At 49.3% G+C, this 26,908-nt stretch carries 24 protein-coding genes and 1 pseudogene; 2 read left to right on the top strand and 23 right to left on the bottom strand.

Going from position 1 to position 26,908, the window contains the following annotated elements:
• Window positions 1-8: 8 nt before the first annotated feature.
• The 10 genes and pseudogenes from F569_RS0110020 to dnaE all read right to left on the bottom strand — a co-directional run bounded on the left by F569_RS0110020 (window position 9) and on the right by dnaE (window position 11,347).
• Window positions 9-1,202 carry a M50 family metallopeptidase gene (locus F569_RS0110020; RefSeq protein WP_026942098.1) on the bottom strand — a complete coding sequence of 398 codons (1,194 nt, stop codon included), beginning with the start codon at window positions 1,200-1,202 and terminating at the stop codon, window positions 9-11.
• 48 nt (window positions 1,203-1,250) lie between these two features.
• Window positions 1,251-2,423, bottom strand: coding sequence for a 1-deoxy-D-xylulose-5-phosphate reductoisomerase (locus F569_RS0110015; protein WP_026942097.1), 1,173 nt, complete (start codon window positions 2,421-2,423; stop codon window positions 1,251-1,253).
• Window positions 2,424-2,434: 11 nt separating this feature from the next.
• On the bottom strand, window positions 2,435-3,268 hold the full coding sequence (locus F569_RS18995) for a phosphatidate cytidylyltransferase (RefSeq protein WP_051279705.1): 834 nt from the start codon (window positions 3,266-3,268) through the stop codon (window positions 2,435-2,437).
• Window positions 3,269-3,273: 5 nt separating this feature from the next.
• Window positions 3,274-4,002, bottom strand: a complete 729-nt coding sequence (locus tag F569_RS0110005; RefSeq protein ID WP_026942096.1) for an isoprenyl transferase — start codon at window positions 4,000-4,002, stop codon at window positions 3,274-3,276.
• Window positions 4,003-4,563 (bottom strand): ribosome recycling factor, encoded by a 561-nt coding sequence (frr, locus tag F569_RS0110000; RefSeq protein ID WP_026942095.1) that lies wholly within the window; start codon window positions 4,561-4,563, stop codon window positions 4,003-4,005.
• Between the two features lie 55 nt (window positions 4,564-4,618).
• Window positions 4,619-5,398, bottom strand: coding sequence for a UMP kinase (gene pyrH, locus F569_RS0109995; RefSeq protein ID WP_051279703.1), 780 nt, complete (start codon window positions 5,396-5,398; stop codon window positions 4,619-4,621).
• Window positions 5,399-5,454: 56 nt separating this feature from the next.
• Window positions 5,455-6,378: a translation elongation factor Ts gene (tsf, locus tag F569_RS0109990; RefSeq protein ID WP_026942093.1), complete on the bottom strand. Its 924-nt coding sequence runs from the start codon at window positions 6,376-6,378 to the stop codon at window positions 5,455-5,457.
• Window positions 6,379-6,465: 87 nt separating this feature from the next.
• Window positions 6,466-6,759, bottom strand: a complete 294-nt coding sequence (locus F569_RS20065; RefSeq protein ID WP_407637010.1) for a DUF2853 family protein — start codon at window positions 6,757-6,759, stop codon at window positions 6,466-6,468.
• A 120-nt stretch (window positions 6,760-6,879) separates the two neighbouring features.
• Window positions 6,880-7,677, bottom strand: a pseudogene (rpsB, locus tag F569_RS20015) (30S ribosomal protein S2); the annotation flags it as partial.
• 229 nt (window positions 7,678-7,906) lie between these two features.
• Window positions 7,907-11,347 carry a DNA polymerase III subunit alpha gene (dnaE, locus tag F569_RS0109980; RefSeq protein WP_034388149.1) on the bottom strand — a complete coding sequence of 1,147 codons (3,441 nt, stop codon included), beginning with the start codon at window positions 11,345-11,347 and terminating at the stop codon, window positions 7,907-7,909.
• Between the two features lie 281 nt (window positions 11,348-11,628).
• Here dnaE and F569_RS0109970 point away from each other — a divergent pair, with 281 nt between their 5' ends.
• Entirely contained in the window at window positions 11,629-12,936 is a 1,308-nt protein-coding gene (locus F569_RS0109970) for an APC family permease (RefSeq protein ID WP_026942090.1), read from the top strand.
• A gap of 2 nt (window positions 12,937-12,938) precedes the next feature.
• Window positions 12,939-13,448: an ankyrin repeat domain-containing protein gene (locus tag F569_RS18990; protein WP_051279701.1), complete on the top strand. Its 510-nt coding sequence runs from the start codon at window positions 12,939-12,941 to the stop codon at window positions 13,446-13,448.
• Between the two features lie 43 nt (window positions 13,449-13,491).
• Here the strand turns inward: F569_RS18990 and F569_RS0109960 are convergent, their stop codons facing one another.
• The 13 genes from F569_RS0109960 to F569_RS0109900 all read right to left on the bottom strand — a co-directional run bounded on the left by F569_RS0109960 (window position 13,492) and on the right by F569_RS0109900 (window position 26,886).
• The gene (locus F569_RS0109960; protein WP_026942089.1) at window positions 13,492-14,187 is read right to left on the bottom strand and encodes an ABC transporter ATP-binding protein; all 696 of its coding nucleotides are present in this window, start codon (window positions 14,185-14,187) and stop codon (window positions 13,492-13,494) included.
• A 5-nt stretch (window positions 14,188-14,192) separates the two neighbouring features.
• A complete protein-coding gene (locus tag F569_RS0109955; protein ID WP_034388146.1) occupies window positions 14,193-15,506 on the bottom strand; it encodes a lipoprotein-releasing ABC transporter permease subunit in 1,314 nt (437 codons plus the stop codon).
• On the bottom strand, window positions 15,507-16,835 hold the full coding sequence (gene proS / locus F569_RS0109950) for a proline--tRNA ligase (RefSeq protein ID WP_026942087.1): 1,329 nt from the start codon (window positions 16,833-16,835) through the stop codon (window positions 15,507-15,509).
• A 94-nt stretch (window positions 16,836-16,929) separates the two neighbouring features.
• Window positions 16,930-17,208, bottom strand: a complete 279-nt coding sequence (locus F569_RS0109945) for a DUF1467 family protein (RefSeq protein ID WP_026942086.1) — start codon at window positions 17,206-17,208, stop codon at window positions 16,930-16,932.
• A 9-nt stretch (window positions 17,209-17,217) separates the two neighbouring features.
• Complete coding sequence (gene mce, locus F569_RS0109940) at window positions 17,218-17,649, bottom strand: methylmalonyl-CoA epimerase (protein ID WP_026942085.1); 432 nt, start codon at window positions 17,647-17,649, stop codon at window positions 17,218-17,220.
• A gap of 1 nt (window position 17,650) precedes the next feature.
• Window positions 17,651-19,336, bottom strand: coding sequence for a ribonuclease J (locus F569_RS0109935; RefSeq protein WP_026942084.1), 1,686 nt, complete (start codon window positions 19,334-19,336; stop codon window positions 17,651-17,653).
• A gap of 17 nt (window positions 19,337-19,353) precedes the next feature.
• On the bottom strand, window positions 19,354-20,121 hold the full coding sequence (locus F569_RS0109930) for a type III pantothenate kinase (RefSeq protein WP_026942083.1): 768 nt from the start codon (window positions 20,119-20,121) through the stop codon (window positions 19,354-19,356).
• An 8-nt stretch (window positions 20,122-20,129) separates the two neighbouring features.
• Window positions 20,130-20,894: a biotin--[acetyl-CoA-carboxylase] ligase gene (locus F569_RS0109925; RefSeq protein WP_026942082.1), complete on the bottom strand. Its 765-nt coding sequence runs from the start codon at window positions 20,892-20,894 to the stop codon at window positions 20,130-20,132.
• Window positions 20,895-22,328 carry an NADH-quinone oxidoreductase subunit NuoN gene (nuoN, locus tag F569_RS0109920; RefSeq protein WP_026942081.1) on the bottom strand — a complete coding sequence of 478 codons (1,434 nt, stop codon included), beginning with the start codon at window positions 22,326-22,328 and terminating at the stop codon, window positions 20,895-20,897.
• 4 nt (window positions 22,329-22,332) lie between these two features.
• Window positions 22,333-23,865: an NADH-quinone oxidoreductase subunit M gene (locus tag F569_RS0109915; protein ID WP_026942080.1), complete on the bottom strand. Its 1,533-nt coding sequence runs from the start codon at window positions 23,863-23,865 to the stop codon at window positions 22,333-22,335.
• Between the two features lie 3 nt (window positions 23,866-23,868).
• Window positions 23,869-25,953: an NADH-quinone oxidoreductase subunit L gene (nuoL, locus tag F569_RS0109910; RefSeq protein WP_026942079.1), complete on the bottom strand. Its 2,085-nt coding sequence runs from the start codon at window positions 25,951-25,953 to the stop codon at window positions 23,869-23,871.
• 4 nt (window positions 25,954-25,957) lie between these two features.
• Entirely contained in the window at window positions 25,958-26,284 is a 327-nt protein-coding gene (nuoK, locus tag F569_RS0109905) for an NADH-quinone oxidoreductase subunit NuoK (RefSeq protein ID WP_026942078.1), read from the bottom strand.
• On the bottom strand, window positions 26,284-26,886 hold the full coding sequence (locus F569_RS0109900; RefSeq protein ID WP_026942077.1) for an NADH-quinone oxidoreductase subunit J: 603 nt from the start codon (window positions 26,884-26,886) through the stop codon (window positions 26,284-26,286). The genes nuoK and F569_RS0109900 overlap by 1 nt, the downstream gene beginning before the upstream one ends.
• Window positions 26,887-26,908: the final 22 nt, after the last annotated feature.

The following is a 26,908-nucleotide window of genomic DNA, read 5'->3' as shown; positions in this document are numbered from 1 at the left end:
CCGTCCACTTAGGAGAAGATGCTGGCTACGTAGCCAATGTCATTCACCGTTAAAATCACGAAGAGTGTTAGCAACACTGCAAACCCAAATCGAAATCCAATCTCCTGCTTTTTTTGACTCAGCGGACGACCCGCTACGGCTTCATAGCCATAGTAAACCAAATGTCCACCGTCTAGCACGGGAATAGGCATTAAATTTGCGACACCTAACGCTATGGAAAGGGATGCCGCGAGTGTCAAAAGACGCAATAAAATCATCTTTATACGTTCTGAAAAAGGCACATCCGCATTAGCTGCATCTACTGCAGATTTACCCGTCATTGTGGCGATTTTTACGATAGAACCTAATTGTTTGCCATCTTCTTTTCGGGTGAAAATTCGGCCGATGTAATGCCCCGTCATAGCGATTGTATCTTTAACTTCGGCAACGCCAAATCCAACAGCTTCGATGGGATTAAATTTTATCGGGACTTGCTCAGCATCAGCGGCAATGCCGATGCCAATTTTCCCAGCGGAAGAGTTTCCCCCGACAAAATCTTTTTCAACAACACGGCGCGGTGTTAAAAACAGCTCAACTTCACGTCCGTCTCTTTCGACTATGGTCTCAATTTTATTACCGCTTCTAAGAACGACATAGCGGCGTAATTCATTAAAATCGCTAACGTCTTTCCCGTCCATTGTCATGATTTTATCGCCGACCTTTACGCCGGCCGCCTCAGCCGCGCTGTCCGGCACAACTTGGCCTACTTTCGACTCTACGTAATAAGACCCCATAGCAAGGCCGAGTCCTGCAAATATCCCAACAGCCAAAATAAAATTAAAAACAGGCCCTGCTAAAACAATCAATATGCGTTGCCATACGGGTTTGAAATGAAATATTTGATCTAAGGGTACATCGCCCTCTTGGCGCACCTCATTTTTCAGTTTTTCCAGAGCCTCAGCATCGGGATTGCTTGCTCCGCTGGCATCACCCAAAAACTTAACAAAGCCTCCAAGCGGGATACGGCCTATAGACCATTTCGTGCCGTTTTTAGCCGTCCATTGCGCGATAGGTTTTCCAAAGCCGATTGAGAACCTCTCCACAGCGACATTAAAAAACCGCGCAACGGAATAGTGTCCTAGCTCGTGGAAATAAACGAGGAAGGACAGGACGACCAAAAAACTGGTCATGAAAATAAATGTGTCGCCAAGTCCGGACAGCATAGAAGATTCTTTCAAGTTCGTGCTGTTTTTGCCTGTTTTTGGGCAGGCTTACAAGCTTACAATGTGCTCATGTGCAGTGATACGGGCTTCGTTATCTGTCGAAATAATTTCAGCAACATCACAAGGTGAGCGGCTAAAACATGACTGTTTTGCATGTTGATCCAAAGCTGTTTCAACGATGCGGGGAATATCTAGAAACTTTACTTGCTCTTTTAGGAATGCCGCAACGGCAATTTCATTAGCTGCATTTAATACACATGGCGCTTTCCCGCCCGCTTCCAAAGCCTCTCTTGCTAGCCTGAGAGAAGGAAATTTTTGTGTATCAGGTTCAAAAAAAGTTAAGCCGCTAATCTTGGTCAAATCAAGACGCTCAACTGGCGCGGCCATGCGGTCTGGCCACCCCATGGCATAGGCTATAGGCGTGCGCATATCCGGAGATCCAAGCTGAGCAAGAATTGATCCATCTATATATTCGACCATTGAGTGAATGATAGATTGTGGATGAACAAGAATATCAATTTCCGACGAAGGGCGATCAAACAGATAACTCGCCTCTATCAGCTCAAGTCCCTTATTCATAAGGGTAGCGGAGTCGATGGATATCTTCGCGCCCATACTCCAAACAGGATGATTTAGCGCATCTTCACGTGTCACTTTTTTTAGGGTCTCTATAGACGCCTCTCGAAAAGGTCCACCGCTTGCGGTTAAGATAAGACGCCTTACGCCTTCGGGCTTGTCGCTCTCCAACACTTGAAAAATTGCATTATGTTCTGAATCCACAGGCAGTAAGGTCGTGCCTTTGGCTTTGACTCGTTCCATAAATAAATCACCTGCGCAGACGAGGCATTCTTTATTGGCAAGCCCCAGATGAATACCTTGATCGACAGCAGCCAAGGTTGGCTCAAGCCCAGCGGCCCCTATTATCGCGGCCATACAAAAATCGGCAGCTCGCGTGGCGGCCTCTATTAAAGCCTCAGGTCCAACGCCAACCTCTATCGCTGTTCCGCTCAGAGCCTCCTGAAGCACATTTGCATTTTTATGATTGGCTAACGCTACATATTCTGCATTAAATTCAATAGCCTGAGCCGCAAGTTTCTTAGCATTACTGTTGGCGGTTAAGGAAACAATTTTGATATCACCGGGTTTAGCACGCCTGACCAAATCAAGGGTGCTCTCCCCTATGGACCCTGTTGAGCCTAATATCGTGACGCGTTTTGTCATAAAATTATGCCTTAAAGCGGCCAAAAGTCCGGAGTAACATATAATATGATAACAGCTCCAACGACAGCAAGCATCAAGCTATCAAGGCGGTCCAATATGCCGCCATGGCCTGGCAATAAATCACCCGCATCTTTTACGTCTAATTTTCGTTTTAAGCCGCTTTCCAGCAAATCCCCTAAGACAGATAAAATCACGAGAGGTATGGCAAGAGCTAATCCTAAAATAAATCCAAGCCCTATAAGGTGCCCGACCAAACCGCCCATTAATGCGCCAAGGATCAAACCACTTAAAAATCCCGACCAAGTTTTATTTGGGCTCAATTTTGGGGCCATTTTGGGTCCTTTAAAGAATGAGCCGCCAAAATATGCACCAACATCAGCCGCAATAACAATAAGAATAACATAGATCAGCTTTGTAAAACCTTGGGTCGCAAAGCCATTTTCAATTCCGCGAAGACCGACTATCGCTAGAGACGGAATGACAATATAGAGATAGCCTAAGCCAGACCATAGCATGCCTCCTCTCCGGGCACGTTCCGCAATCGCTAACACAGTCGTAATGGCAACAGTCAATATCGCTAATCCGAAATTTTTCTGCGCTATGTAAAAACAGGCGATGGCGAGACCTATAATCGGGATGATGTAAGCTATTGTAGTCGGCTGAGTGTCTGCCATGCGCACCCATTCCCACATCATGCGCCCCCCTAAGAGGGCTACAAGAATGGCCCAGGGCCATCCGCCAAAATAGAGCGGGGGGATACATATGGCCGCAAAAAGCAGCGCCGTTGCTGCACGAACACCTACGTTCTTAAATATGGGCGTTTTTGTAAGGGGCGCAGGTTCCACTGGGTCTAGGCCACTTCCGACGCATTCAGATTACCAAAGCGGCGATCTCTGTTTTGAAAATCTGATATGGCGCTAAGCAAATCTTCTTTCTTAAAGTCAGGCCATAACACATCCGTAAAGACAAATTCAGCATAGGCCGCTTGCCATAAAAGAAAATTGCTAATGCGTTTTTCACCGCTGGTTCGGATAACCAGATCAGGCTCCGGCAGGTCCGCTGTATCTAAATAAGGCGTCAACTCAGTGTGCTTCATTGATGACAAGTCTTTACCGTCTGCAACAGCCTTAGCAGCGGCTCTGAGGATTTCATCGCGCCCGCCATAATTAAACGCAATATTCAGGTTAAATTCTGTATTGCCCTCAGTCGTCATTTCGACCCGCCGAATAAGCTCACGCAAATCAGGTTTTAATCCTTCGCGGGATCCCAGAATACGGATGCGCACATTATTGCGGTTTAACGTATCTAAATCATCTTCGACATATTTCTTGAGAAGATTGAAAAGCGCCGCAATCTCAGCTTTTGGCCGTGTCCAGTTCTCGGTTGAAAAACTGTATAATGTTAAATGTTGAACCCCCAAATCAGCCGCATCTTCAACAATACGGCGGACGGTTTTTACGCCTTCTTGGTGGCCAAAGACTCGTGGTCTGTGACGGGCTTGTGCCCATCTTCCATTGCCATCCATAATGATAGCCACGTGTAGCGGAAAGCTCGCTTGATATGCGTTTGAAGCGGCCAATTAAACCTGCATGATTTCCGCAGATTTAAGGTCTAGATTTTTATCGATCTCAGCGATTACGGCATCCGTTGCTTTTTGGATATCAGTTTCATGGGCCTTTTGCTCATCTTCACTGATCTCTTTCGCCTTTTCCATGCGTTTTACGGTTTCCATACCGTCGCGGCGGACATTACGTACCGCAATTTTTGCGGCTTCGGCATATCCATTGGCGACTTTAACAAGGTCTTTACGGCGCTCCTCAGTCAAGGGCGGCATGGGAATGCGAAGGCTTTGCCCATCAACAATTGGATTTAATCCAAGGTTTGATTGACGGATGGCTTTATCTACGGCTTGGACTTGTGTCTTATCCCAAACATTGACCATCAGCATACGCGACTCTGGCACTGTCACAGAGCCAACAGTATTCAGTGGCACGTCGGAGCCATAAGCATTGAGCATAACGCCGTCCAGAATGCCTGCATTGGCGCGGCCCGTACGTAATCCGCTAAATTCAGACTGAAGAGAGCTGACAGCTCCGTCCATTCTTTTGCGGTATTCCTTCAGGTCAAAATCACCTGCCATTATTAAACTCCATTTTCACTGCGTGTCGCCTACGCACTTGTCATTTTTAAGACCGTTATTGAGACTCAATTGTGGTGCAAGTTCCCTCGCCACGCATAACTTTATCAAACCCGCCTTTTTCATGTAGCGAGAAAACTATAATGGGGATTTTATTCTCGCGCATCAAGGTTATGGCCGCGGCGTCCATAACTTTCAAATCATCCGTTAGAACTTTGTGGTAACTCAGCGTTTCAAACCGCGCGGCGTCAGGGTTCTTTTTCGGGTCACTATCATAGACGCCGTCAACCTGTGTCCCTTTTAGTAAAGCATCACATTCCATTTCAGCCGCGCGCAAAGCCGCCGCTGTATCTGTAGTAAAATACGGATTGCCCGTGCCTGCAGCGAAAATAACAACGCGGCCTTTTTCCATATGGCGCACAGCGCGTCGGCGTATATAACTCTCGCAGACTGTTTGCATCGGAATAGCCGACTGCACCCGCGTATCTACGCCCACCTGCTCTAGGGCACTTTGCATAGCGAGAGCATTCATGACGGTGGCCAACATGCCCATATAATCCGCTGTGGAACGCTCAATGCCGCCCGCCGCCGCAGATAAACCTCGGAAAATATTCCCCGCCCCAATCACCAAAGCGATTTGAAGGCCTTTTTCATGGGCTTCTTTGACCTCGCCGGCAATGCGAGACGTCATAGCGGTATCTATACCGTAGGGTTTGTCCCCCATGAGAGCTTCGCCCGAAAGTTTCAGCAGCACACGTTTATGTTTATAGGCTTCAGCCACAAAAATCCCCAACAAGTGATTTATTACTTGCCGGGGATAATAAGGATTCGCGCCCATTGCGCCAGTGATTTGGCGCAATAAGCTGAATTTAATTTAAAGGTCGTTATTCGCGATTAAGACCCTTTGAGCGTCGCGGCGACTTCAGCTGCGAAATCTTCTTCTTTTTTCTCGATACCTTCGCCGAGACCCATGCGGACATAGCCCGTCATTTTTACGTCTGTACCAAGCGCGGCGGCTTCATCTTCGATGACTTTGGCAATCGTGCGCTCTCCGTCCATGACGAATATCTGTGTCAGCAAAACTGATTCTTTAAAGAACTTCTGCATACGGCCTTCAACCATCTTATCGACAATCGCTTCAGGCTTACCGGATTCAAGCGCTTCCGCCTTGAGCATAGAGCGCTCTTTATCCACTACAGACGGGGCAAGATCATCCACTGACAAAGCAAGCGGATTAGTCGCCGCAACATGCATTGCGATTTTCTTGGCTAAATCTTCGAGCTTGGCCTTATCGCCTGAACTTTCCAGCGCAATCAAAACACCGATTTTACCCATGCCGTCCGTGACAGCATTATGGATATATCCGGCAACAACACCGTCTGAAACAGACAATTTTGCCATACGGCGGAATGTCATATTCTCACCGATTTTACCAACAAGCTTTTTGAACATTTCTGTCACGTCATCGCCTGATGCTGTTTTTGAAGCGGCTAGTTCTTCGTTGGAATTGGCAGTCAAAGCCAGCTTTGAAACTTCAGCAACAGCGGCTTGGAAACCGTCATTACGGGCGACAAAATCTGTTTCAGAGTTTACTTCAACGAGCGCGCCTGTTGTGCCGTCAAGCGCAACCGCGACAAGACCTTCAGCGGCAACGCGGGAAGCTTTCTTATCGGCTTTGGCAATACCTTTGGTACGAAGCCAATCTGCAGCAGCAGCAAGGTCGCCATTGGTTTCATTAAGTGCTTTTTTACAATCCATCATACCGGCGGATGTTTTTTCGCGAAGTTCCTTCACGAGTGCGGCTGTAATCTGAGCCATGATATCTCTCCTATGGGAGTAAAGTTTAAAGGGGTTCGGCCTCCATATAGGAGGCCGTGTATCTTTTTAAAGAGGCAAGGCCGCGGGCTAAAATTCGCCCAACTTGCCTTCGTTCTTGGCGAGCAGGTAATAAAACGTCACGCGGTTCTTCATGCGTGTCGGCTTCATTGTTGTGCAAACAGCTTTGACTTTTTCCATGGCCGCATCTTTATCTTCAATGCCCATTTTCTTCGCCATGAAACCTTTTACAATTGTTTCAAGCTCTGTCTCATCTGAACACGCAACGTATTTGCTGTCTTTGTTGGACAATGAAGCGCCAAGGTGCTTTTCGATTTTCGTAACAACCGCAGGATCAACCTCAGCATCATATTCACGAGTCACGCGCAGATATTCAGACTCTTCATCTGCAGCAGGAACAGCTTTAGCCGTTTCAACGGGTGACGTTGGAACACTTGCTGTTTGCTCTGACGTTACAGGGGCCGCTATTCTCGCTTCTGCCGCAGGAGCAGGAGCGGCTTTAGGAGCAGGAGCAGCTTTTTCAGCCATAGCCATCTCCATTGGGTTCTCAGCCGCGCCAAGATCAACGCCTACGTTCTTTTGCGCTTCTGTCATACCGTCAAGAACAGCATCCGCCATCAATTCACAATAAAGCTGGATCGCACGAGCTGCATCATCATTGCCCGGAATTGGCATATCTGCCGAAGCCGGGTCGCAATTTGTATCGAGAATGGCGACAACAGGAATACCAAGGCGGCGCGCTTCTTTGATCGCAATGCCCTCTTTATTCGTGTCAATCACGAACATTAGGTCAGGCTTCCCGCCCATATCCTTAATTCCGCCTAGCGCTTTATCGAGCTTTTCAAGCTCACGTGTCAGCTTAAGGTTCTCTTTCTTCGTTAGGCCTGTATCGGCATCTTCGGCTTGGTCGCCAAGAAGCGCTTCAAGCTCACGAAGGCGAGAAATAGATCCGGAAATTGTCTGCCAATTTGTCAACATACCGCCTAACCAGCGGTGATTGACATAATACTGGGCACAACGCGATGCAGCAGCTGCGACAGGCTCAGACGCGGCACGTTTTGTGCCTACAAAAAGAACACGGCCACCCTTGGACGCGACTTCGCGCACTTGGACGAGGGCTTGATGCAAGAGAGGCACGGTTTGTGACAGGTCCATAATATGGATGCCTGAGCGCGCACCAAAGATATAAGGCGCCATTTTAGGGTTCCAGCGGTGTGTCTGGTGCCCAAAGTGTACGCCTGCTTCTAGCAATTGGCGCATTGAAAATTCAGGTAAAGCCATGGATATCTCCTTGTTCCGGTTGGCCTGTATAGGGTGTGGAGACAAACATGATTGCTAGTCCCACCGGAATGGACAAATGACTATATGTCAAGAGCCCGCACCTATACGCGAATTAAGCGCGCCGTATAGCGGGGATTGAGAGGAATGCAAGGGGTTTGTTTTGGGAAATCTAAAGCCCCGTCATCACCCGACTTGATCAGATAATGACGGATGTGGGAGGATTGGCATATCATGCCGCAATCTCGGTTATCATCTCGACCGCTCTATGCGCTTTAATTGCCTTCTGTATCGACGCATCAATTCCCCATTTGCCGGGCAATCGCCAATGGCCTTCGCGGCTACCGTCTAATGGGGCCAAAATTTCGACATAACCTGTTGTTTTGGCTGGCGCCGATTTAAGCGTTTCAAGTGTTTTTTCAAGTTCATCCAAAGTTTCAATCGTCGCCGAGCGGAGGCGAATTTGCAGGCCTTTTATGAGTGACACCTCGCCCGTTAGCTCCAGCGATGTCACCGTATTGGCAAAAAGGCTAATCTCGCCTTCCCGGTCTTTGGCCTCTGCCGTAAGTTCGATAAGGGCGCCTGCTTCTAAGATATTGCGGTTCACGGCTAAAAGCTCTTCGCCGAAGAAAACTTCAAACTCTCCTGTCGGATCGGAAATGTTGACCCACGCAAAGCGTTTGCCGCGTTTGCTCATGCGTTCTTGGCGTTTACGCACAACACCCGCCAGCCGCATATTACGCGCACCCGCCTTAAAACGGTCGTCAATATCTGCCGCCATGATAGCTTTTTTGCGCTCTAACACGGGAAGAAAAGTCTCTAGCGGATGGCCGCCGAGATAAAACCCAATCGCGCCAAGCTCGTGATCGAGCTGCTCCACATTGCTCCAAGGCTGCGGATTAGGCAGTTCCGGCTCGGCCATGGTTTCGGGAGCATCTCCAAAGAGGCTGTTCTGCGCGCTCTCTTTTTCTTGCGCAGCGCGGGACCCGATTTGTTGCAGGATGGAGGCGGATGCGAGTGAACGCGCACGGTTTGGTTCTAGGCAATCAAAGGCCCCGCCCCGCGCAAGGTTTTCAAAGGCACGTTTATTGACAATCCGCGTATCTACACGGCGGGCGAAATCAAACAGGTCTTTATAGGGGCCGTTCGCCTCGCGCTCCTCGACCACATGGCGCATGGCTTCAACGCCAACATTTTTAAGCGCGCCTAGCGCATAGAGCACGGCCCCATCCGCGACATCAAAATCGGCCATAGAGCGGTTTACGCAAGGCGGCTGAATGGTCATATCCATACGTTTGGCCTCTTGGAAAAACTGCGCAAGCTTTTCGACATTGGCGATATCGAGGGACATGATGGCCGCGATAAATTCGGTCGGATGCAGTGCTTTCAGATAAGCCGTCTGGAATGAAATCATCGCATAGGCGGCGGCGTGAGATTTGTTAAAACCATACCCCGCAAATTCATTGACCAAATCAAAGATGGAATTGGAGAGCTTCGCATCGACATTCATGCGCTCTGCCGCGCCCTCTACGAAGCGGGAGCGTTGCCGGTCCATTTCGGCTTGGTCTTTCTTACCCATGGCGCGGCGCAGAAGGTCTGCTTCGCCAAGCGAGTAGCCCGAAAGAACTTGCGCGATTTGCATGACCTGTTCCTGATAAATGATAACGCCGTAAGTCTCTTCGAGAATATCTTTGAGGCTCTCATGCGGATATTCGATATCCGCGCGACCATATTTCCGGTCAATATACATCGGAATATTTTTCATTGGGCCCGGACGGTAGAGCGAGATAAGCGCAGTGAGTTCTTCGATGCTATCAGGGGCCATTTTACGTAGAACATCTCGCATGCCCGAACTTTCAAGCTGGAACACACCCGCCGATAACCCCTCGGCCAAAGGCTTGTACGCTTCCGGCGTTGTCGTACTGACAGCGTCAATATCGAGATCTACCCCCTGTTTGGCTAGATATTTGATGCACCTGTCAATAACGGTCAGCGTTTTCAGGCCCAAAAAGTCAAATTTTACCAGCCCTGCTTTTTCTGCCCATTTCATGGTGAATTGTGTTGCGGGGATGTCAGAGCGCGGATCGCGGTAAAGCGGAACAAGCTCGGTCAGCGGACGATCGCCAATCACAACACCCGCCGCATGGGTTGAGGCGTTCCGGTAAAGCCCTTCGAGGCTAAGCGCGGTTGTTAGCAGACGATTCACAGCCGGGTCTTCGGCGCGAGCTTCGCGCAGGCCTTTTTCCATTTGTATCGCCTCTGAAAGCGTAACGGGGTTAGCGGGATTAGACGGGACGAGTTTGGCAAGACGATCTACTTGACCAAGCGGCATTTGCATGACACGGCCCACATCGCGCACCACGGCCCGCGCTTGAAGCGTTCCAAAGGTGATAATGTGCGCCACTTGGTCTGCACCATATTTTTCCTGCACATATTTGATAACTTCACCGCGGCGTTCTTGGCAAAAGTCGATATCAAAGTCTGGCATGGAGACCCGTTCGGGATTTAGGAAACGCTCAAAAAGCAGACCGTATTTAAGGGGGTCAAGATCGGTAATCAAAAGCGCCCATGCCACCACAGAGCCCGCGCCCGACCCTCGCCCCGGCCCGACAGGAATGCCTTGCTCTTTGGCCCATTTGATAAAGTCCGAAACAATGAGGAAGTAACCGGGAAAACCCATCTTGCGGATAATGCCGATTTCAAAATCGAGGCGCGCGTAATATTCCTCTTCTGTGGCAGAGAGTTCAACTTTTTCTAATCGGGCTTTAAGGCCGTCTCGGGCTTGCTGGGCGAGGATATCTCCTTCACTTAAAGAGCCATCACCAAAATTCGGTAAAATTGGCGCTCTTTTATGCGCTTTAAAAGCACAACGCATAGCTATATCTATCGTATTTTCAACCGCTTCGGGGATGTCCTTAAATAAAGCGGCCATTTCCTCGGAGGACTTAAAATAATGCTGGCGCGTCAGTTTCCGGCGATCTTTTTCAAGGATATATGACCCTTCATTCATCGCGAGGAGTGCATCATGGGGTTCATAAATATCGGGATCTATAAAGTAAGGTTCGTTGGTCGCAACAAGGGGTAGGCCCTTAGCATAGGCCCATTCAATGAGAACCTTCTCGGCTTCTATCTCGTGCGGGAGGTCGTGGCGCTGTAGCTCAACATAAAGCCGCTGCGGATATATCGCCGCCAGATGATCAAGCCATTTCTCCGCCTCATCCAAACGACCTTGGCAAATAAGCTTATTAAGCGCCCCATCAGGGCCGCCCGTCAGCGCAATCACGCCCTCTGTATGATCGGCTAAACGCGCAGATTTCACATGGGGTAAATCAGTCGCGTCCACATCTAAAAAAGCCGCGCTGGTTAGGGTCATCAGATTGCCATAGCCCGCCTCATTCTGGGCGAGTAGCGCTATTGTGCCGTCAGGGTCTTTGCGAAGCTGTCCCGGCTGATCGTCAATTTCTAAATCAAGGCTCAGCGTCAGCCCCATAATCGGCTGAACGCCCTCACCGCTCATTATGTCGGAGAACTCAAGCGCCCCGCACATGTTGTTGGTGTCGGTCAGCGCCAGAGCGGGCATACGCATGGAGCGTGCGCGTTTGGCCGTTTCTTTAATCTTAAGCGCGCCCTCAAGCATGGAGTAAGGCGAGCGGGAGCGGAGATGCACAAACATCGGCGATTTAGCCACGATTTTCCTCCGCTTCTAATCGGGGCTTATTAGCCCCCAATTACCATCATCCACATCGTCGCAACACCGACGAATCCTGCCATGACCAGTCCCGTGGTAACATCTAGTGCGATCTGTTTCATAGTATCCTCCCAAATAAAACTGTGCGCGAAAACTGCGCTATACTGTATATGTTCACTTTTTGTTCTATACATAATTATCCATATGTCAATAAGTGATTCTTTTATAATCTGGACAGCGCCGAATACCCTGCGCAAAACGGAGTTATGAAGAGTTTCTACAGCCCCCACACGGCCACTGCCGTCATCGTAGCCAATATGGTCGGCACAGGCGTGTTTACCTCGTTAGGCTTTCAGCTCGTCGATATTCAGTCCGTCTTTGCGATTATGATGCTTTGGATTGTCGGCGGTATCGCCTCGCTTTGCGGCGCGGCGACCTATGCGGAGCTTGGCGCGGCCCTGCCCCGCTCGGGTGGGGAATATAATTTCTTGGGGCGTATCTATCACCCTATGGCCGGGTTTATCTCAGGCTGGGTCTCCGCCGTGATTGGCTTCGCTGCTCCCATTGCCGCCGTCTCTCTTGCTTTTGGGACATATAGCACAGCCGCCCTGCCCGGTGATTACGCGCCGTGGATCGCCAAAGCCCTCGCCTGCGCACTTGTCATCCTCGTCACCCTCGTCCATGGCCGCAACCGCCAAGCCAGTGGCGGGTTCCAATATGGCTTTACCGCCATCAAAGTCATCCTGATTTTGGCTTTCTGTCTCTCCGCCTTTATCTTTACCTCAAACCCGCAGCCCATCTCGCCACTACCGCAAGCGGGCGATTGGGACATCATCACCAGCGCCGCTTTCGGCGTGTCGCTGATTTATGTCGCCTATGCCTATACAGGATGGAACGCCGCCGTTTATATATCGGGCGAGCTTGAGAACCCGCAGCGTGATCTGCCGCGTATTCTCATATTTGGCACAGGCCTCGTGATGGCGCTTTATGTGCTGCTCAATTACGTCTTCCTTTACGCCGCGCCGATGGAGGCGATGGAAGGCCAAGTCGAGATTGGCTATATCGCCGCCAAAGGCATATTCGGCGAGACAGGCGCGCGGATTGCGGGCGGGATGCTCTCGCTCCTCCTCATCTCCACCGTTAGCGCCATGACCCTCGCCGGGCCACGCGCGCTCCAAGCCATTGGCGAGGATTTCAAAGCGCTTAAGTTTTTGGGCAAGGTCAATAAAGACGGCATTCCGCGCAATGCAATTTACTTCCAATCCGCCATCGCGCTGATTTATATCGTAACGTCGAGCTTTAAGGCCATTGTCGTCTTTGCAGGCGCCATGCTCGCCCTGAACAGCTTCCTCGCCATCTTGGGTGTTTTTGTACTGCGCTACCGCGAGCCCGACCTCCCCCGTCCCTATAAGACATGGGGCTATCCCGTGGTGCCGCTGGTCTATCTGGCGATTACAGCCTTTATGCTGGCCTTTGTGGTGATAAATGAACCCGATAAGGCGTTGGGTGGTTTAGGGATTATATTGATGGGTGTAGTGTTTTATGTGGTTTCGGCGCGGTTGAATAGGAGCTGAATATGAACGGCGACGAATATGTTGATGCTTTGGAAGTACTTAGGGATACAGATGAAAGCAAACTGGAAGCCTTATCAGTTGCTATAAGTGGCTTTCCATTTGAAAAAGATAACTTCGTAGAGCGATATTGGATTACAAACGCTATTGATTGCGGGTCATTAGAGACTGTTAAATGGATGATTTCCAAAGGAGTGGAGCTAAATTTTAGAGATGATGAAGGTTACACCCCTCTTCATAATTCCATAGACCGTACGTTGCCTAACAAGTACAAAATATTGGAGCTTCTGGTCCAAGCTGGAGCTGATGTGAACGCTCATGGAACAAATGATTGGACTCCATTGCACATGGCTGCAGTCAGGGAGGATCAAAGAGCAATGAAAATACTGCTTCAAGCAGTTGCCGACCGAACGATAAGAACTCGTATAGATAGTTATGCTACCCCAGAAGAAGAGGCTAAAAATCTAGGAAAGAACAAATCTGTAGAGTTTTTAGCTAATTTCGGCAACTCATAATACTCATATGAAAGGTTGGTTGTTGAAAGCAGCTTACCAACCGCTACCGATTAAACGGAACCACCAACCCATCCCGCACGGTCAGTACCCTATCCATATATTTTGTCAGTTCCATATTATGGGTGGCGACGAGAGCTGAGACGCTTTCTAGCCGGGTGAGGTCAAACAAGCTTTGAAAGACATTGCCTGAAGTTGTTGGATCCAGGTTTCCTGTCGGCTCATCCGCCAGCAGGACTTGCGGTTTATTGGCAATTGCGCGGGCGATGGCGACGCGTTGCTGTTCCCCGCCTGACATCTGGCTGGGCTTGTGATGAGAGCGTTCGGACAAGCCCATAATGCCAAGGAGGCGTGCGGCTTCGGCTTCGGCTAGCTTATGGCTCTTACCCGCTATCATCTGCGGAATGGCGACATTATCCAGCGCGGAAAATTCCTTTTGCAAATGATGAAATTGATAGACGACACCGATGGTCTCGCGGCGAATGGCTGTGCGCTGATCATCGGGGAGTTTCAGGCATTCCCGGCCATTGATAAAGACTTCGCCCGCATTGGGCTTTTCCAGCAATCCGGCCGCATGAAGCAAGGTCGATTTACCCGAGCCCGAAGGCCCGATAAGCCCGACCATCTCGCCGGGATAAATATCAATATCCGCCCCCATCATGACATGCAGGGCCTTTGGTCCCGATTGATAAGAGCGGTGCAGATTGCGAACGGAGAGTATGGGGCGGCGAGAACTATTCATAACGCTTACTCATACCTCAGCGCATCCACAGGGTCGATTTTAGACGCTGTCCAAGCGGGGAAGAACGTCGCCGCCGCAGAAATCACAAAGCCCCAAAAGGCCACGCCAAAAACTTCGGACCAGACGATTTTCGCCGGAATGCCGCCAGAGAGTTGATAGACATCAGCCGGGAAAAGCTCCGTGCCAGTCACCGTCTCTATCGCCCATTGTACGGCCCCGATATTTAGGCAAAAGAGAATGCCCAAAATCAATCCGACAAGCGTTCCCAATATCCCAATCATTGCGCCCGACATAAAAAATATGCGTAATATTCCGCCTTGGGTCGTACCGATCGTGCGCAATATCGCAATATCTTTGGACTTGTTTTTGACAAGCATGATCATGGAGGCGAGCACAGGAAACGCGGCAATAATCACCACAATCATAAAGATGAAGCGCATGGCGATTTGTTCCGTGCGCAACGCCGTTGCTGTCGTGGCATTCCTGTCTTTCCATGTTTGGATGAAAATCGGCTCTTGCGCCGCCTCAGTGACAGGGCGTTGCAAGCGATCAATGTCATCCGGATTTTCAAGACGTAGCTGAATTTCGCCAGACACGCGGCCCCCTTCGAAGAGCTGGGTCGCCTGATTAAACTCCATATAAATATAGGATAGGTCGGTTTGATAAAGCCCCACTTGGAAAATAGCCCCTACGGTGTAGGCTTTTTTGACAGGTACCGGACCACTTATGGTTTGGCGGGTTCGGGGTGAAAACACCAATAATCTGTCACCTACCGATAGGCCCAATTGACTCGCGAGGCCAATACCGATCGCGATCTGGTTTTCACTACTCCGGCCTAATCCGAAGTTTTGAAGTGAACCCGCAATGACGCTGTAAGAAATAAGCTCATAGCTTTGCAGATTTTGCGGCGAAATTCCGATCACTTGCGCCAACGCAAATTGACCATTGGCTTGAACCCCCGTGAAATCCTGCGTGAATTGAAATGACTTTTCTACGCCGTCAACCGTCGCCAAGCGTTTTTCAAGCGCATCAACGCTCTCTGGCGTAGGTTGCGGGCTACTAGACGCAACATACATATGCCCTTCCGAGCCAATTGTGAGGCGTATCATGTCCTCACGAAAGCCATTCATAATCGACATAATGATAATCATCGCGGCGATAGCGAGCATGATACAGGTGAAAGAAATTGCCGCAATGAGGCCTACCCCGCCTTGGGTTTTCTTAGCGCGGAGGTAACGCATAGCAATCATACGTTCGACCGCGCCAAAGGGCTTATTCTGCCCGCCCGCGAAGGATTTTATGTCAGCGGGTGCATTCACCTACGCAATGCCCTCATATTCGTTGATAATAAAGTTCACTGCCGCTTCGGGCGTCATATTTTGTTTTTCACCTGTGGCCCTTGTTTTGACTTCAACAACGCCTTCTTTCAGGCCGCGTGGCCCAATAACAAGTTGATAGGGCAAGCCGATAAGGTCCATACGCGCGAATTTCTGACCACCGCGATCATTTCTATCATCATAAAGCGGATCAATACCTGCTTCGCTAAGCTTCGAGTAGAGGTCCTCGCAAGCCGCATCAGCTGCTTCATCGCCGACTTTTAGATTGATAATCCCTGCGCCAAATGGAGTCACAGATTTCGGCCAGATGATACCATTGTCATCATGGCTGGCTTCAATGATGCCGCCAACCAAGCGAGACACGCCGACTCCATAAGACCCCATATGAATGTTTGTGTTCTTTCCATCTGGCCCCTGCACTTGGGCTTTCATAGGTTCAGAGTATTTCTCACCGAAATAAAAGATATGACCCACCTCGATGCCCCGCGCCGAAAGCCGCTTATCAGAAGGCACTTTGGCAAACTCATCCGCATTGTGCATTTCATCTGTAGCGGCATAAAGCGATGTGCGGCTATCTACGATGCTCTGCAAATCGTCATCCGCGACGACGCCTGGAGGCGCCATATCAACAAGATCTTTGTGACAGAATACTTCGCTTTCTCCCGTTTCGGCCAATATAAGGAATTCGTGGGACAAGTCTCCGCCAATTGGCCCTGTATCCGCGCGCATCGGCACCGCTTTCAGACCCATACGTGCATAAGTGTTTAAGTAAGCGACGAATTGACGGTTATAGGACTCGCGGGCTGTCTCGGCATCAATATCAAAACTGTAAGCGTCTTTCATAAGAAACTCACGGCCGCGCATCACGCCAAAACGCGGGCGGCGTTCATCGCGAAACTTCCACTGAATATGATAAAGACATTGCGGTAAATCTTTGTAAGACCTCACATAAGTGCGAAACATATCCGTTATCATATCTTCATTAGTCGGGCCGTAAAGCAGCTCGCGGTCGCCGCGATCCGTAATGCGGAGCATCTCTGGCCCATAGGCATCATAACGCCCTGTTTCTTTCCAGTGGTTTGCCGATTGAATAGTCGGCATGAGCATTTCAACCGCACCCGCTTTGTTTTGTTCTTCGCGGACAATCTGCTCGATTTTCTTAAGCACCTTAAAGCCGAGCGGGAGCCAGATATAAATCCCTGCACTGTCCTGTTTAACCATACCTGCGCGAAGCATGTAACGGTGAGAGGCAATCGTTGCGTCAGACGGCGTCTCTTTAAGAAGCGGCAGAAAGTAGCGTGACAAACGCATATAGAGATTCCTTGTTATTTTACGTAGGCTTAGCGGGTTGTGGACGCTGCCACAAGTTCGCGTATGAGGTGATGGACGATTATTTAAGCTTAGGCTATTCAGCAAGCTTATCGATATTTAGCCAATCCGCTATCATGTCCCAACTCAGGATACCACTCCAGATAATAGAGCACACGACTACCCAGATTATTGTAGCAAAAATTGTGGTAATCTTGACCTTGCGTTTCATATTACTCTCGACCGGTGCCCCCGGCTCAGAGCCTCTGACGACTTCGCCATCCTCAGCTTGTCCGCGCACACCCAAAGGCAGGACAGCAAAAAGGGTAAGCCACCAGATAAGCAAATAAACAACGAAAAGTGAGAACGGTGACATAAGCTGCTGTTAGTGGGGTTCTTTTGGTGTTTCCATGAGCTCAATCAGCACACCCCCGGAATCACCAGGATGAAGGAACACAACAGGCGTTCCATGCGCCCCTATGCGCGGCTCATTTAATACGCGCATCCCCTTCTCTGCCATAGCCAGGCTTGCGGCGTGGATATCTTTGACTTCAAAACAGATATGATGCTGACCGCCTTTGGGGTTCTTTTCCAGAAACTTTGTGATGGGGGAACTATCGCCATAGGGCTGAATAAGCTCCACCTGACCGCTTGGAAAGTTCACGAAAGCATAGGTCACACCTTGGGGCGGCAAATCGGCCGGCTTTGAGATGTTCTTAACACCAAAGACATCACGATACATTTCGATCGCTTTGTGAATATCGGGAACTGCAATGCCGACGTGATTTAGGGGACCTAAAAAAGTTTCATAACTCATCTTATTTCACCTTATGCGCGATGATTTCAATATGGCTGCGTTTGCCAGTTTGTTCTTTAACATAGCGTTTTATTTTTCGCATGAGCTGCTCTTCGACCAGATCTTCATCGCGGCGTGATCTGGGACTCATCGCTTCAAATACGTCCTCAGCTTCATCTGCGACGCCGTCTATAAGCGCCTCAATAAAACTCCCATCAATGCCTTCGGCAAAGCCAGAAATACGGGGTTCAGGGCCGCTCACGAGGTGACCTTTGCCGTTAAAGACAAGACTGACACTGACATGGCCAGCATAGGCCATTTTTTTACGCAGACGTAGACCTTCATCGCGGTCGGAAACAATAGCATTCCCGTCCTGATGCAATCTGCCTGAAGGCACAATATCGACGATCTCTACACCGTCTTTTGAAAGGCTGAACATCTCACCATTTCGGGGGGCAACGGCATATTTTGGGCCGAGAGTGCGTGCGAGTTTAGCGTGCTCTAGCAAATGCCGCCTTTCGCCGTGAACGGGTATTGCAATTAGGGGCCTTGCCCACTCATACATTTGCTCCAATTCACCTCGGCAAGGATGCCCCGAGACGTGAATAGGACGCATTTTCTCTGTGATGATTTCCACGCCATCATCGGCAAGTGCATTTTGCAGCGCAAAGATGCCCTTCTCATTACCCGGGATGATCTTAGAGGAGAAGATAACAACGTCGCCTTTATGAAAACGCACATTGCGGTGTTCACCCGCCGCGATACGCGAGAGTGCGGCGCGGGGCTCGCCTTGAGACCCTGTGCAAAGATAGAGCACATGAGCCGCCGGCATGGAGCGAGCATCATCTTCATCAATAACATGACCAACATTCTTTAGGAGTCCGATGGATTTGGCGGCCGCTGTCATGCGTTTCATCGAGCGCCCAACGAGGCAGACGGAGCGGTCATTAGCTTTGGCCGCCATCATCACGGATTCAAGACGAGCAACGTTGGAGGCGAATGACGCAACCGCGACGCCCTTCCCCGCATACTCACCTACGAGTTTTATCAATTCATCTCGCACGCCATCTTCACTGCCTGCATAGCCCGGCGAAAAAACATTGGTACTGTCACAGACCATGGCGAGGACACCTTCATCGCCAAGCGCTCTGAGAGCTCTTGCATCAACGGGCTCGCCAATTTGCGGGGCTTCGTCGATTTTCCAATCGCCTGTATGGAGGATAGTGCCAAGCTCTGTGCGTATCGCGAGTGCGTTCGGCTCTGCGATAGAATGGGTCATGGTGATAAGCTCAAAGTCGAATGGACCAAGGCTAAATTTGCTCTTTAGCTCCACCTCATGCAGCTCAACTAAATCAAGCAAGCCAAATTCAGAGAGACGGTCTTTGACCAAATACATTGTAAAAGGCGTGGCATAGACTGGGCATTCCAGTTGCGGCCATAAGCGGCTAAGTGCGCCCATATGATCCTCATGGGCGTGTGTAAGGACAATACCGAGCAAGTCTTTCTTGATAGAGAGGATAAATTCGATATCCGGCATGATAATTTCTACACCCGGCGTATCTGCACCACCAAAGGTCACACCAATATCAACAATCACCCATTTGCGGTTGTTGGGCGGACCAAAACCAAAGAGGTTGAGGTTCATCCCAATCTCGCCGCACCCTCCAAGGGGGAGAAATAAAAGTTCATTTTTATTTTTTTGTGCCATCTAAGCGCTCATCTTTTCTATTTATTGAGGCGCCAAATCTCTAAAAGGCCGTCTATCGTCAGGTTCGAATCGTAGTGCTGTATCGTCTCAGATGCACCTTGGAAAAGTGACGCAACGCCGCCCGTCCCAATGACTGTGAAGTCTCGTCCGTCTTCTTCTATTATCTTACGTACGAGACCATCAATAAGACCGATATAGCCCCAAAAAATGCCGGATTGCATGGCTTCTACCGTATTTTTCCCGATGACTTTATTAGGCTTTACAATTGCAATTCTTGGTAGCTGTGCGGCGGCTTCATGAAGAGCACGCACTGACAAGTTGATGCCTGGCGCGATAATGCCGCCTTCGAAATGCTTATCTTCGGACACAACATCGAATGTGGTCGCCGTTCCGCTGTCGATGATGATAAGGTTACCTTTGTATTTCTGCACGGCTCCTAATGCTGTCACAAGACGGTCGGCGCCAACTTCTTTGGGGTTATCCGTTCGCACACCAACACCAATTTTTACGCCTTCATCACCAATGATTATCGGTTCGACTTTCAGGTGCCGCCTTGCGAGGTTACGCATATTAAAGAGTGATTGCGGGACAACCGTAGAGATCACACAGGCCTCGATATCCGTAAACTTAAAGCCCTGCATCTCCATAAGCTGGTGAAACCAAACAGCATATTCATCGGCTGTGCGAGCCGCATCTGTAGCGATGCGCCATTCGACCACCCAATCTTTTCCATCATGAATGGCGAAAAGCGTATTAGTATTTCCTGTATCAATAGCGAGAAGCATTTACTTTCCTATTCCGCACCGAAGAAGACATCTCCAGCATGTACATCTCTTATGGTGCCATTCTCTAGGCGGACACGCAACGCTCCATTTTGATCGAGTCCTAACGCTTCGCCTGTGAATGTTTCAGAGGGAAGACGCACGTTGACAGCGCCGGGTATGTTATAAGACCGCTCCATCCAAGCTTGTCCTATGGGCGCAAACCCCTGGGTCAGGAGCATATGCCGCCAATGAGTGAAGCGCGCAGCCAAAATTGCAAGTACGGTTTGCGCGCCTGTCATCACAGGTTCGGGGCCGGTCAATTTTTCTTGCGGTATATGCGCCATGACATGAGTAGCAGGATATTCCGTCATATCGGGGTGATGTGTCAGATTTACACCGATACCCACAACAATCCACTTTTGATGATGGGCGATGTTAAGTTGGGTGTGACCACTTTCAAGCAAAATCCCCGCTGTCTTCGCGCGCGCCAATAAGACATCATTAGGCCATTTTAGGCTGATGAGATTTCTTGGCACGTAGTGTTCAAGCGTATCAGCAAGCGCTAGAGAAGCCGCAAAGCTGAGTTGCGCTAATTGATGCGCATTGCCATCATGCGGATAGAGACCTGAGCAGAAAAGATTTCCTGTTTCGGACGTCCATGTTCGCCCTCTTCGGCCCCGACCTGCGCTTTGCTTATCTGCGCGAATCCAAACTGGGCCAAAATCACCCTGCTCGGCTAAACGCTTCGCTTGAGCATTGGTTGAGTCAACGCTGTCGAGTTCAATAAATCTCAATTAAAACAAGCTCGCGGCAGCTTGGGAAATCCAACTCTGAGCCGGGATAGAGATCATTGGAAGGAGCAAAAGTGGGAATACAAGCAAAGCTGTAATTACGGCGAGACCTCGCAATGTCTTTGGCGCTTGAACAAATTCGTTCTCATTCTCATCTCCCCACATGATTTTCACAAGGCGCAGATAGTAGAATGCGCCGATTACAGACGCGACGAGCGCTAGCACTACAAGCCACGTCAAGCCCGCTTCCATGGCCGGGATAAAGGCAAAAAACTTACCGAAAAAGCCAAGCAATGGCGGAATGCCCATCACCGAGAACATAAACATCGTGAGCACTATGGCGAGACCGCGATTAGTCTTGGACAATCCTGCCAAGTCTGAAATCTGCTCCACCATTCCGTTACGAATGCGCATTTGAAGAATACAAGCAAAGATACCTATAACGGTAATGGTGTAGATGCTCATAAAGATAAGCATACCTTTTACACCAGCCTGCGTTCCTGCGGATAGAGCCACAAGCGCATAGCCCATATTCGCGATGGAGGAATAAGCCATAAGGCGTTTGATGTTGGTTTGTGTCAAAGCGCCAATCGCGCCCACAAACATTGATAGAACAGCGAGGACGATAATCACCTGCTGCCACTGTGTTGTAATATCGCCAAACGGGCCAACCAGCAGACGGGCGATAAGCGCCATAGCGGCAAATTTAGGAGCGCCGGCAAAGAAACCTGTCACTGGCGTGGGCGAACCTTCATACACATCTGGTGTCCACATATGGAACGGGGCGGCGGAGATTTTAAAGGCCAAACCACAAAGCAGGAACACCATACCAGCAATAATCCCCGGTGTTGCGCCCTCTGAAACAACTTGGGCAATATGTGTAAACTCAAGAGAACCTGTAAATCCGTATATGAGCGAAGCGCCATAGAGCAGAAGACCAGAAGAAATAGCACCGAGGACAAAATATTTCAGACCCGCTTCTGAAGCACGAAGGCTATCGCGGTTAAATGCGGCCATAACGTAAAGCGCCAGAGACTGCATCTCAATACCGATGTAAAGCGAAAGCAACGTATTGGACGAGACCATGATCGACATACCGAGCGTGCAATAAAGAACCAAGACGGAAAACTCAAAACGGTCCAGCTTTTCAGTTTGGAAAAAACTCTTGGAAAACATCAAGGCTGCTGCAGCGGACATGCCCAAGAAGAAATTCATATAGTGGCTGTAGCTATCAACAATCAGAGCGCCTTTAAAAGCCGTCCCTGTTGGCTGCCCCAAAACAAACCCGATAAGCGCATAAAGCACCAATACGCCAACCGCAAAGTAGCGGACACCAACTGAAATATCTTTTTTGGCAAAAGCACCAGTTGAGAGAAGCTGTGAGGCGAAGAACGCCAGAACAAGCTGCGGGGCAAAAAGTGAGATAGTCTGCAACATAGCCTTAATTCCCTGTCGTAGCTGTTGCGGTGTTAAAATTCGCAATCAGGTTTTCAACAGATGCCGATGTAATATCGGTTATAAGTGACGGATAAACACCAAGAACAATGGTCATTATTGCCAGGGGTGCGAGGATAAGCACTTCGCGGCGATTCATATCTAAAATATCATTTAGCTTTTCGTTGGTTTGCTCGCCAAAGATAACTTCGCGGTAAAGGTGAAGCGCATACATAGCCGACAAAATCATACCGAGAGCAGCCCCTGCCGCAATCCAAGGGCTAACCTGATAAGCGCCGACCATCGTAAGAATTTCGCCGACAAAGCCTGATGTTCCCGGCAAGCCCACATTGGCCATTGTAAAGAGCATGAGGAAAGCCGCGTAAACGGGCATCCGCTTCACAAGCCCTCCATAAAAAGCGATCTCTCTGGTGTGCATACGATCGTATATCACGCCGACACAAAAGAAGAGCGCGCCTGAGATAATCCCATGGCTGAGCATTTGATAAATGCCGCCCTGAATGCCTTGCAGGTTAAAGGCGAAGATGCCCATGGTCACAAAACCCATATGGGCCACGGATGAATAGGCAATCAGTTTTTTAATGTCGTTCTGACGATAAGCCACGAGCGAGGTGTAGATAATCGCAATTACAGACATCCAGAATATTAGCGGCGCAAGTTCGAGAGATGCATTAGGGAAGAGCGTCAATGAGAAACGTAAAAAACCATAACCGCCAAGCTTAAGCAAAATACCCGCTAGGATAACAGAGCCTGCCGTCGGGGCTTCAACGTGAGCATCAGGTAGCCATGTGTGAACGGGCCACATCGGCATCTTTACGGCGAATGAGGCAAAGAAAGCTAGCCAGAGCCATGTCTGAACACCGCCAGGAATTTTCAACTCATTGATGAGCGTTTCCATATTTGTCGTCGGCGCGCCTAATTGCTGTCCACTGAAATTATAAATCCAGAGGATAGCGGCCAACATAAGAACAGAACCAAGCAGTGTATAAAGGAAGAATTTATAGCTTGCATAAACACGGTTCTTACCGCCCCAAACACCAATAATAATAAACATCGGAATAAGGACAGCTTCAAAGAAGAGATAGAAAAGCACCAAATCAAGCGCGACAAATGTTCCGATCATCAGCGTTTCCAAAATCAGAAACGCAACCATATATTCGAGCATGCGTGATTTAATCGAGGTCTCACTCGCAAAAATACAGAGCGGTGTCAGAAACGCTGTCAACAGCACAAAGAGGATTGATATTCCGTCTACGCCTAAACGGTAATCAATGCCGCCGCCTAGCCATGACGTATCCTCAACGAATTGGAAACCGGCTTTAGAACTGTCAAAGTCAAGTGTAAGCAAGAGGGATAAGAGAAAGACAACACCTGAAATCACGAGCGCCACACGCGGGGCGTTTTTGGCGAGCTGCTCCTGCGCGTCCTCTTTGGAGATACGCGCCATAAACATCAGCAAAAAGGCACCTGCAAGCGGGATAAATGTGAGCAGCGAGAGAATGGGAAGACCTTCAAACATGATCTACCCTCCTACCGTACGGAACACTAAGGCGATAATGGCCGCAACGCCTATGAGCATGACAAAGGCATAATGATAAAGAAAACCCGATTGTATCTTAGAGAGCCGCTTAGCTGACCCTGCCGCAAAAGCAGCAACGCCATTGGGTCCCAAGCCATCAATGATTTTGACATCCCCGATTTTCCAGAAAATATCGCCAAGCTTACGCGCACCCTTAACAATTGTGACGTCATAAAGCTCGTCAATGTACCACTTATTGAGCAAGAAGTTATAGAGTGGTCCGCCGCCCGTTTCTTCAACAGTCCGGATATGTTTCGCAGCACCCTCACCGCGCATATACATCATGAAAGCAATGAAAAGCCCGCTGAGAGACACTATTAGAGGCAAGAAAAGCACCCAACGCGGATAGCCGTGGAATGTATTAAATAAGAAAGCAAATGGCCCGGTATGTTTTACAGTATCATAACCGTCAGCAGAACCTTCAGCGGCTGCCATCAGATAATCTGGGGCAATAGCTGCGTGGCCTGCGCCATATTTTGAGGGAAGTGCGCCGTGCCAGAAGTCACCCGCATTACCCATAAAATATTTATAGAAGACGGCCCCTGCAAGAATAGCCCCCAGAGAGAGCAAGGCCAAAGGCACGAGCATCACTTTCGGGCTTTCATGCGCATGGTCAAATGTATGCTTGTCGCCGCGATAATCGCCGTGGAATGTCATAAAGATAAGTCGCCAACTGTAGAATGACGTCATGAGAGCAGCCGTAATCCCGACCCAGAAAGCGAATGAGCCTGACCCGGACCCTGCGATACCTGCCGAATATGCAGCTTCGATAATCGCGTCCTTGGAAAAGAATCCCGCAAAGCCAATTTTCGCTTCAATAGCAGGAATGCCGATACCCGTAATGGCCAATGTGCCAACGATCATTGCCGCATAGGTAATGGGTACTTTTTTACGAATGCCACCCATTTTGCGCATATCTTGTTCGTGGTGTAAGGCATGAATAACGGATCCCGCGCAAAGGAACAAAAGGGCTTTGAAAAAGGCATGTGTAAACAAGTGGAACATCGCCGCGCTATAGGCCCCGACACCCGCCGCAAAGAACATATAGCCCAGCTGTGAACAGGTAGAATAAGCAATGACACGCTTAATATCATTTTGAACCAGTGCCACGGTTGCCGCGAACAAAGCCGTAAACGCGCCCATCGCGGTAATGAATCCTGATGTGATCGGCGCAGCTTCGTAAATTGATGAGGCGCGGCATACAAGAAAGACACCTGCCGTCACCATAGTCGCCGCGTGAATAAGCGCCGATACAGGTGTCGGGCCTTCCATCGCATCCGGTAACCACACATGAAGTACGAATTGTGCGGACTTACCCATCGCGCCAATAAAGAGAAGCGCCGCAATCAGCTCAATCGCATTAAACTCCATCCCCAGGAACGGGAGGCGGCGGTCACTATTTTCAGCTATTGCGTTAAACACGACGTCGAAATTTACCGATCCAAAAACAAGGAATACCGTCATAACGCCTAGCGCTAAACCAACGTCCCCGACGCGGTTTGTTACGAAAGCTTTGATAGACGCCGCATTAGCTGTATCTTTTTTAAAGTAATACCCAATCAATAGATATGAGGCGAGCCCTACGCCTTCCCACCCAAAGAAAAGTTGAATGAAGTTATTGGATGTTACCAACATTAACATGGCAAATGTGAAAAGAGACAGATATGAGAAGAAGCGCGGTTTAAACTCATCATCGCTCATGTATCCCCAACTATAGAGGTGCACGAGTGCAGAAACAGAATTGACCACAACAAGCATTACGGCTGTCAGCGTATCAATTTTGAACGCCCAATCCGCTTTCATGTCGCCGACATCCATCCATCGCAGGACTTTTATATCAGCTTCCTCATGGCCTATACCAACCTTGTATAAAGCGACCCATGACAAGATAGCTGAGAGAAATAATAAACCGGTTGTAACAACCATTGAAGGCTTCTCAGGCAGGAACTGACGCCCAAAGCGCGTTCCGAGCAACCCTGCTATGATAGCGCCTAAAAGCGGCGCGAAGACTATGACATGATAAAGCAACGTCTTAACCCTTCATCAGATCAATATTTTCAACGGCGATGTTTCCGCGATTACGGAAATAGACGACGAGAATAGCAAGACCAACAGCAGCCTCAGCAGCCGCAACGGTCAAAATAAACAAAGCAAATATTTGCCCAGCCATCGGGTTATTGCCCGGAAGGTCAGCCATATGCGTAGAAAATGCGACAAAGTTGATATTCACAGCCAGCAGGATAAGCTCAACACACATAAGAATAATGATGACGTTTTTCCTATTTACGAAAATACCAAAGACGCCAACCGTAAAAAGAATAGCCGCTACGGCAAGATAATGTGAAAGACCGATTGCCATTATCCGACCCCATGTCCCGGTTCGATATCAACCATTTCCATACCCGTTTCTTTCGTGCGTGACATCTGGCTCATAGCATCTTGCTTGCGAACGCCATCGCGGTCTCGCAAGGTCAGCACAATTGCGCCAATCATGGCGACTAACAGCACGAAACCTGCCGCTTCAAAAACGCCTGCATAATCAGTATAAAGAACGCGTCCAAAGGCTTCGATATTGGAGACTTCATCGCCCCGCGCCACGACCGTTGACCCGTCTTTCCAAACATAGGTTGCTCCGACCATCAACATTTCAAGCAGTAAAATGCCGGCAACCAAAAGCCCAAATCCAATATTGTTGAGAAAGCCTTGCTTCATTTCCACGAAATCCACGTCGAGCATCATCACAACGAAAAGGAAAAGCACCGCAACCGCGCCGACATACACCATGACAAGTAAAAGCGCCAAAAACTCTGCGCCCATCAGGATAAAAAGCCCAGCGGCGCTAAAGAAAGTCAAGATAAGATACATGACTGAGTGCACCGGGTTTCTTGCCGCAATCACCATGAAGGCCGCAGCAACAGCGACAAACGCCAATAAGTAAAATGATATAACCGTCAACACGATTTATAGTCCCTTCATTACTTAC

The organism is Hellea balneolensis DSM 19091 (assembly GCF_000428525.1).
Lineage (GTDB): Bacteria > Pseudomonadota > Alphaproteobacteria > Caulobacterales > Maricaulaceae > Hellea > Hellea balneolensis.
Note: the sequence above shows the minus strand (reverse complement) of the source record. Positions and strands in the feature narration are given on the sequence as shown.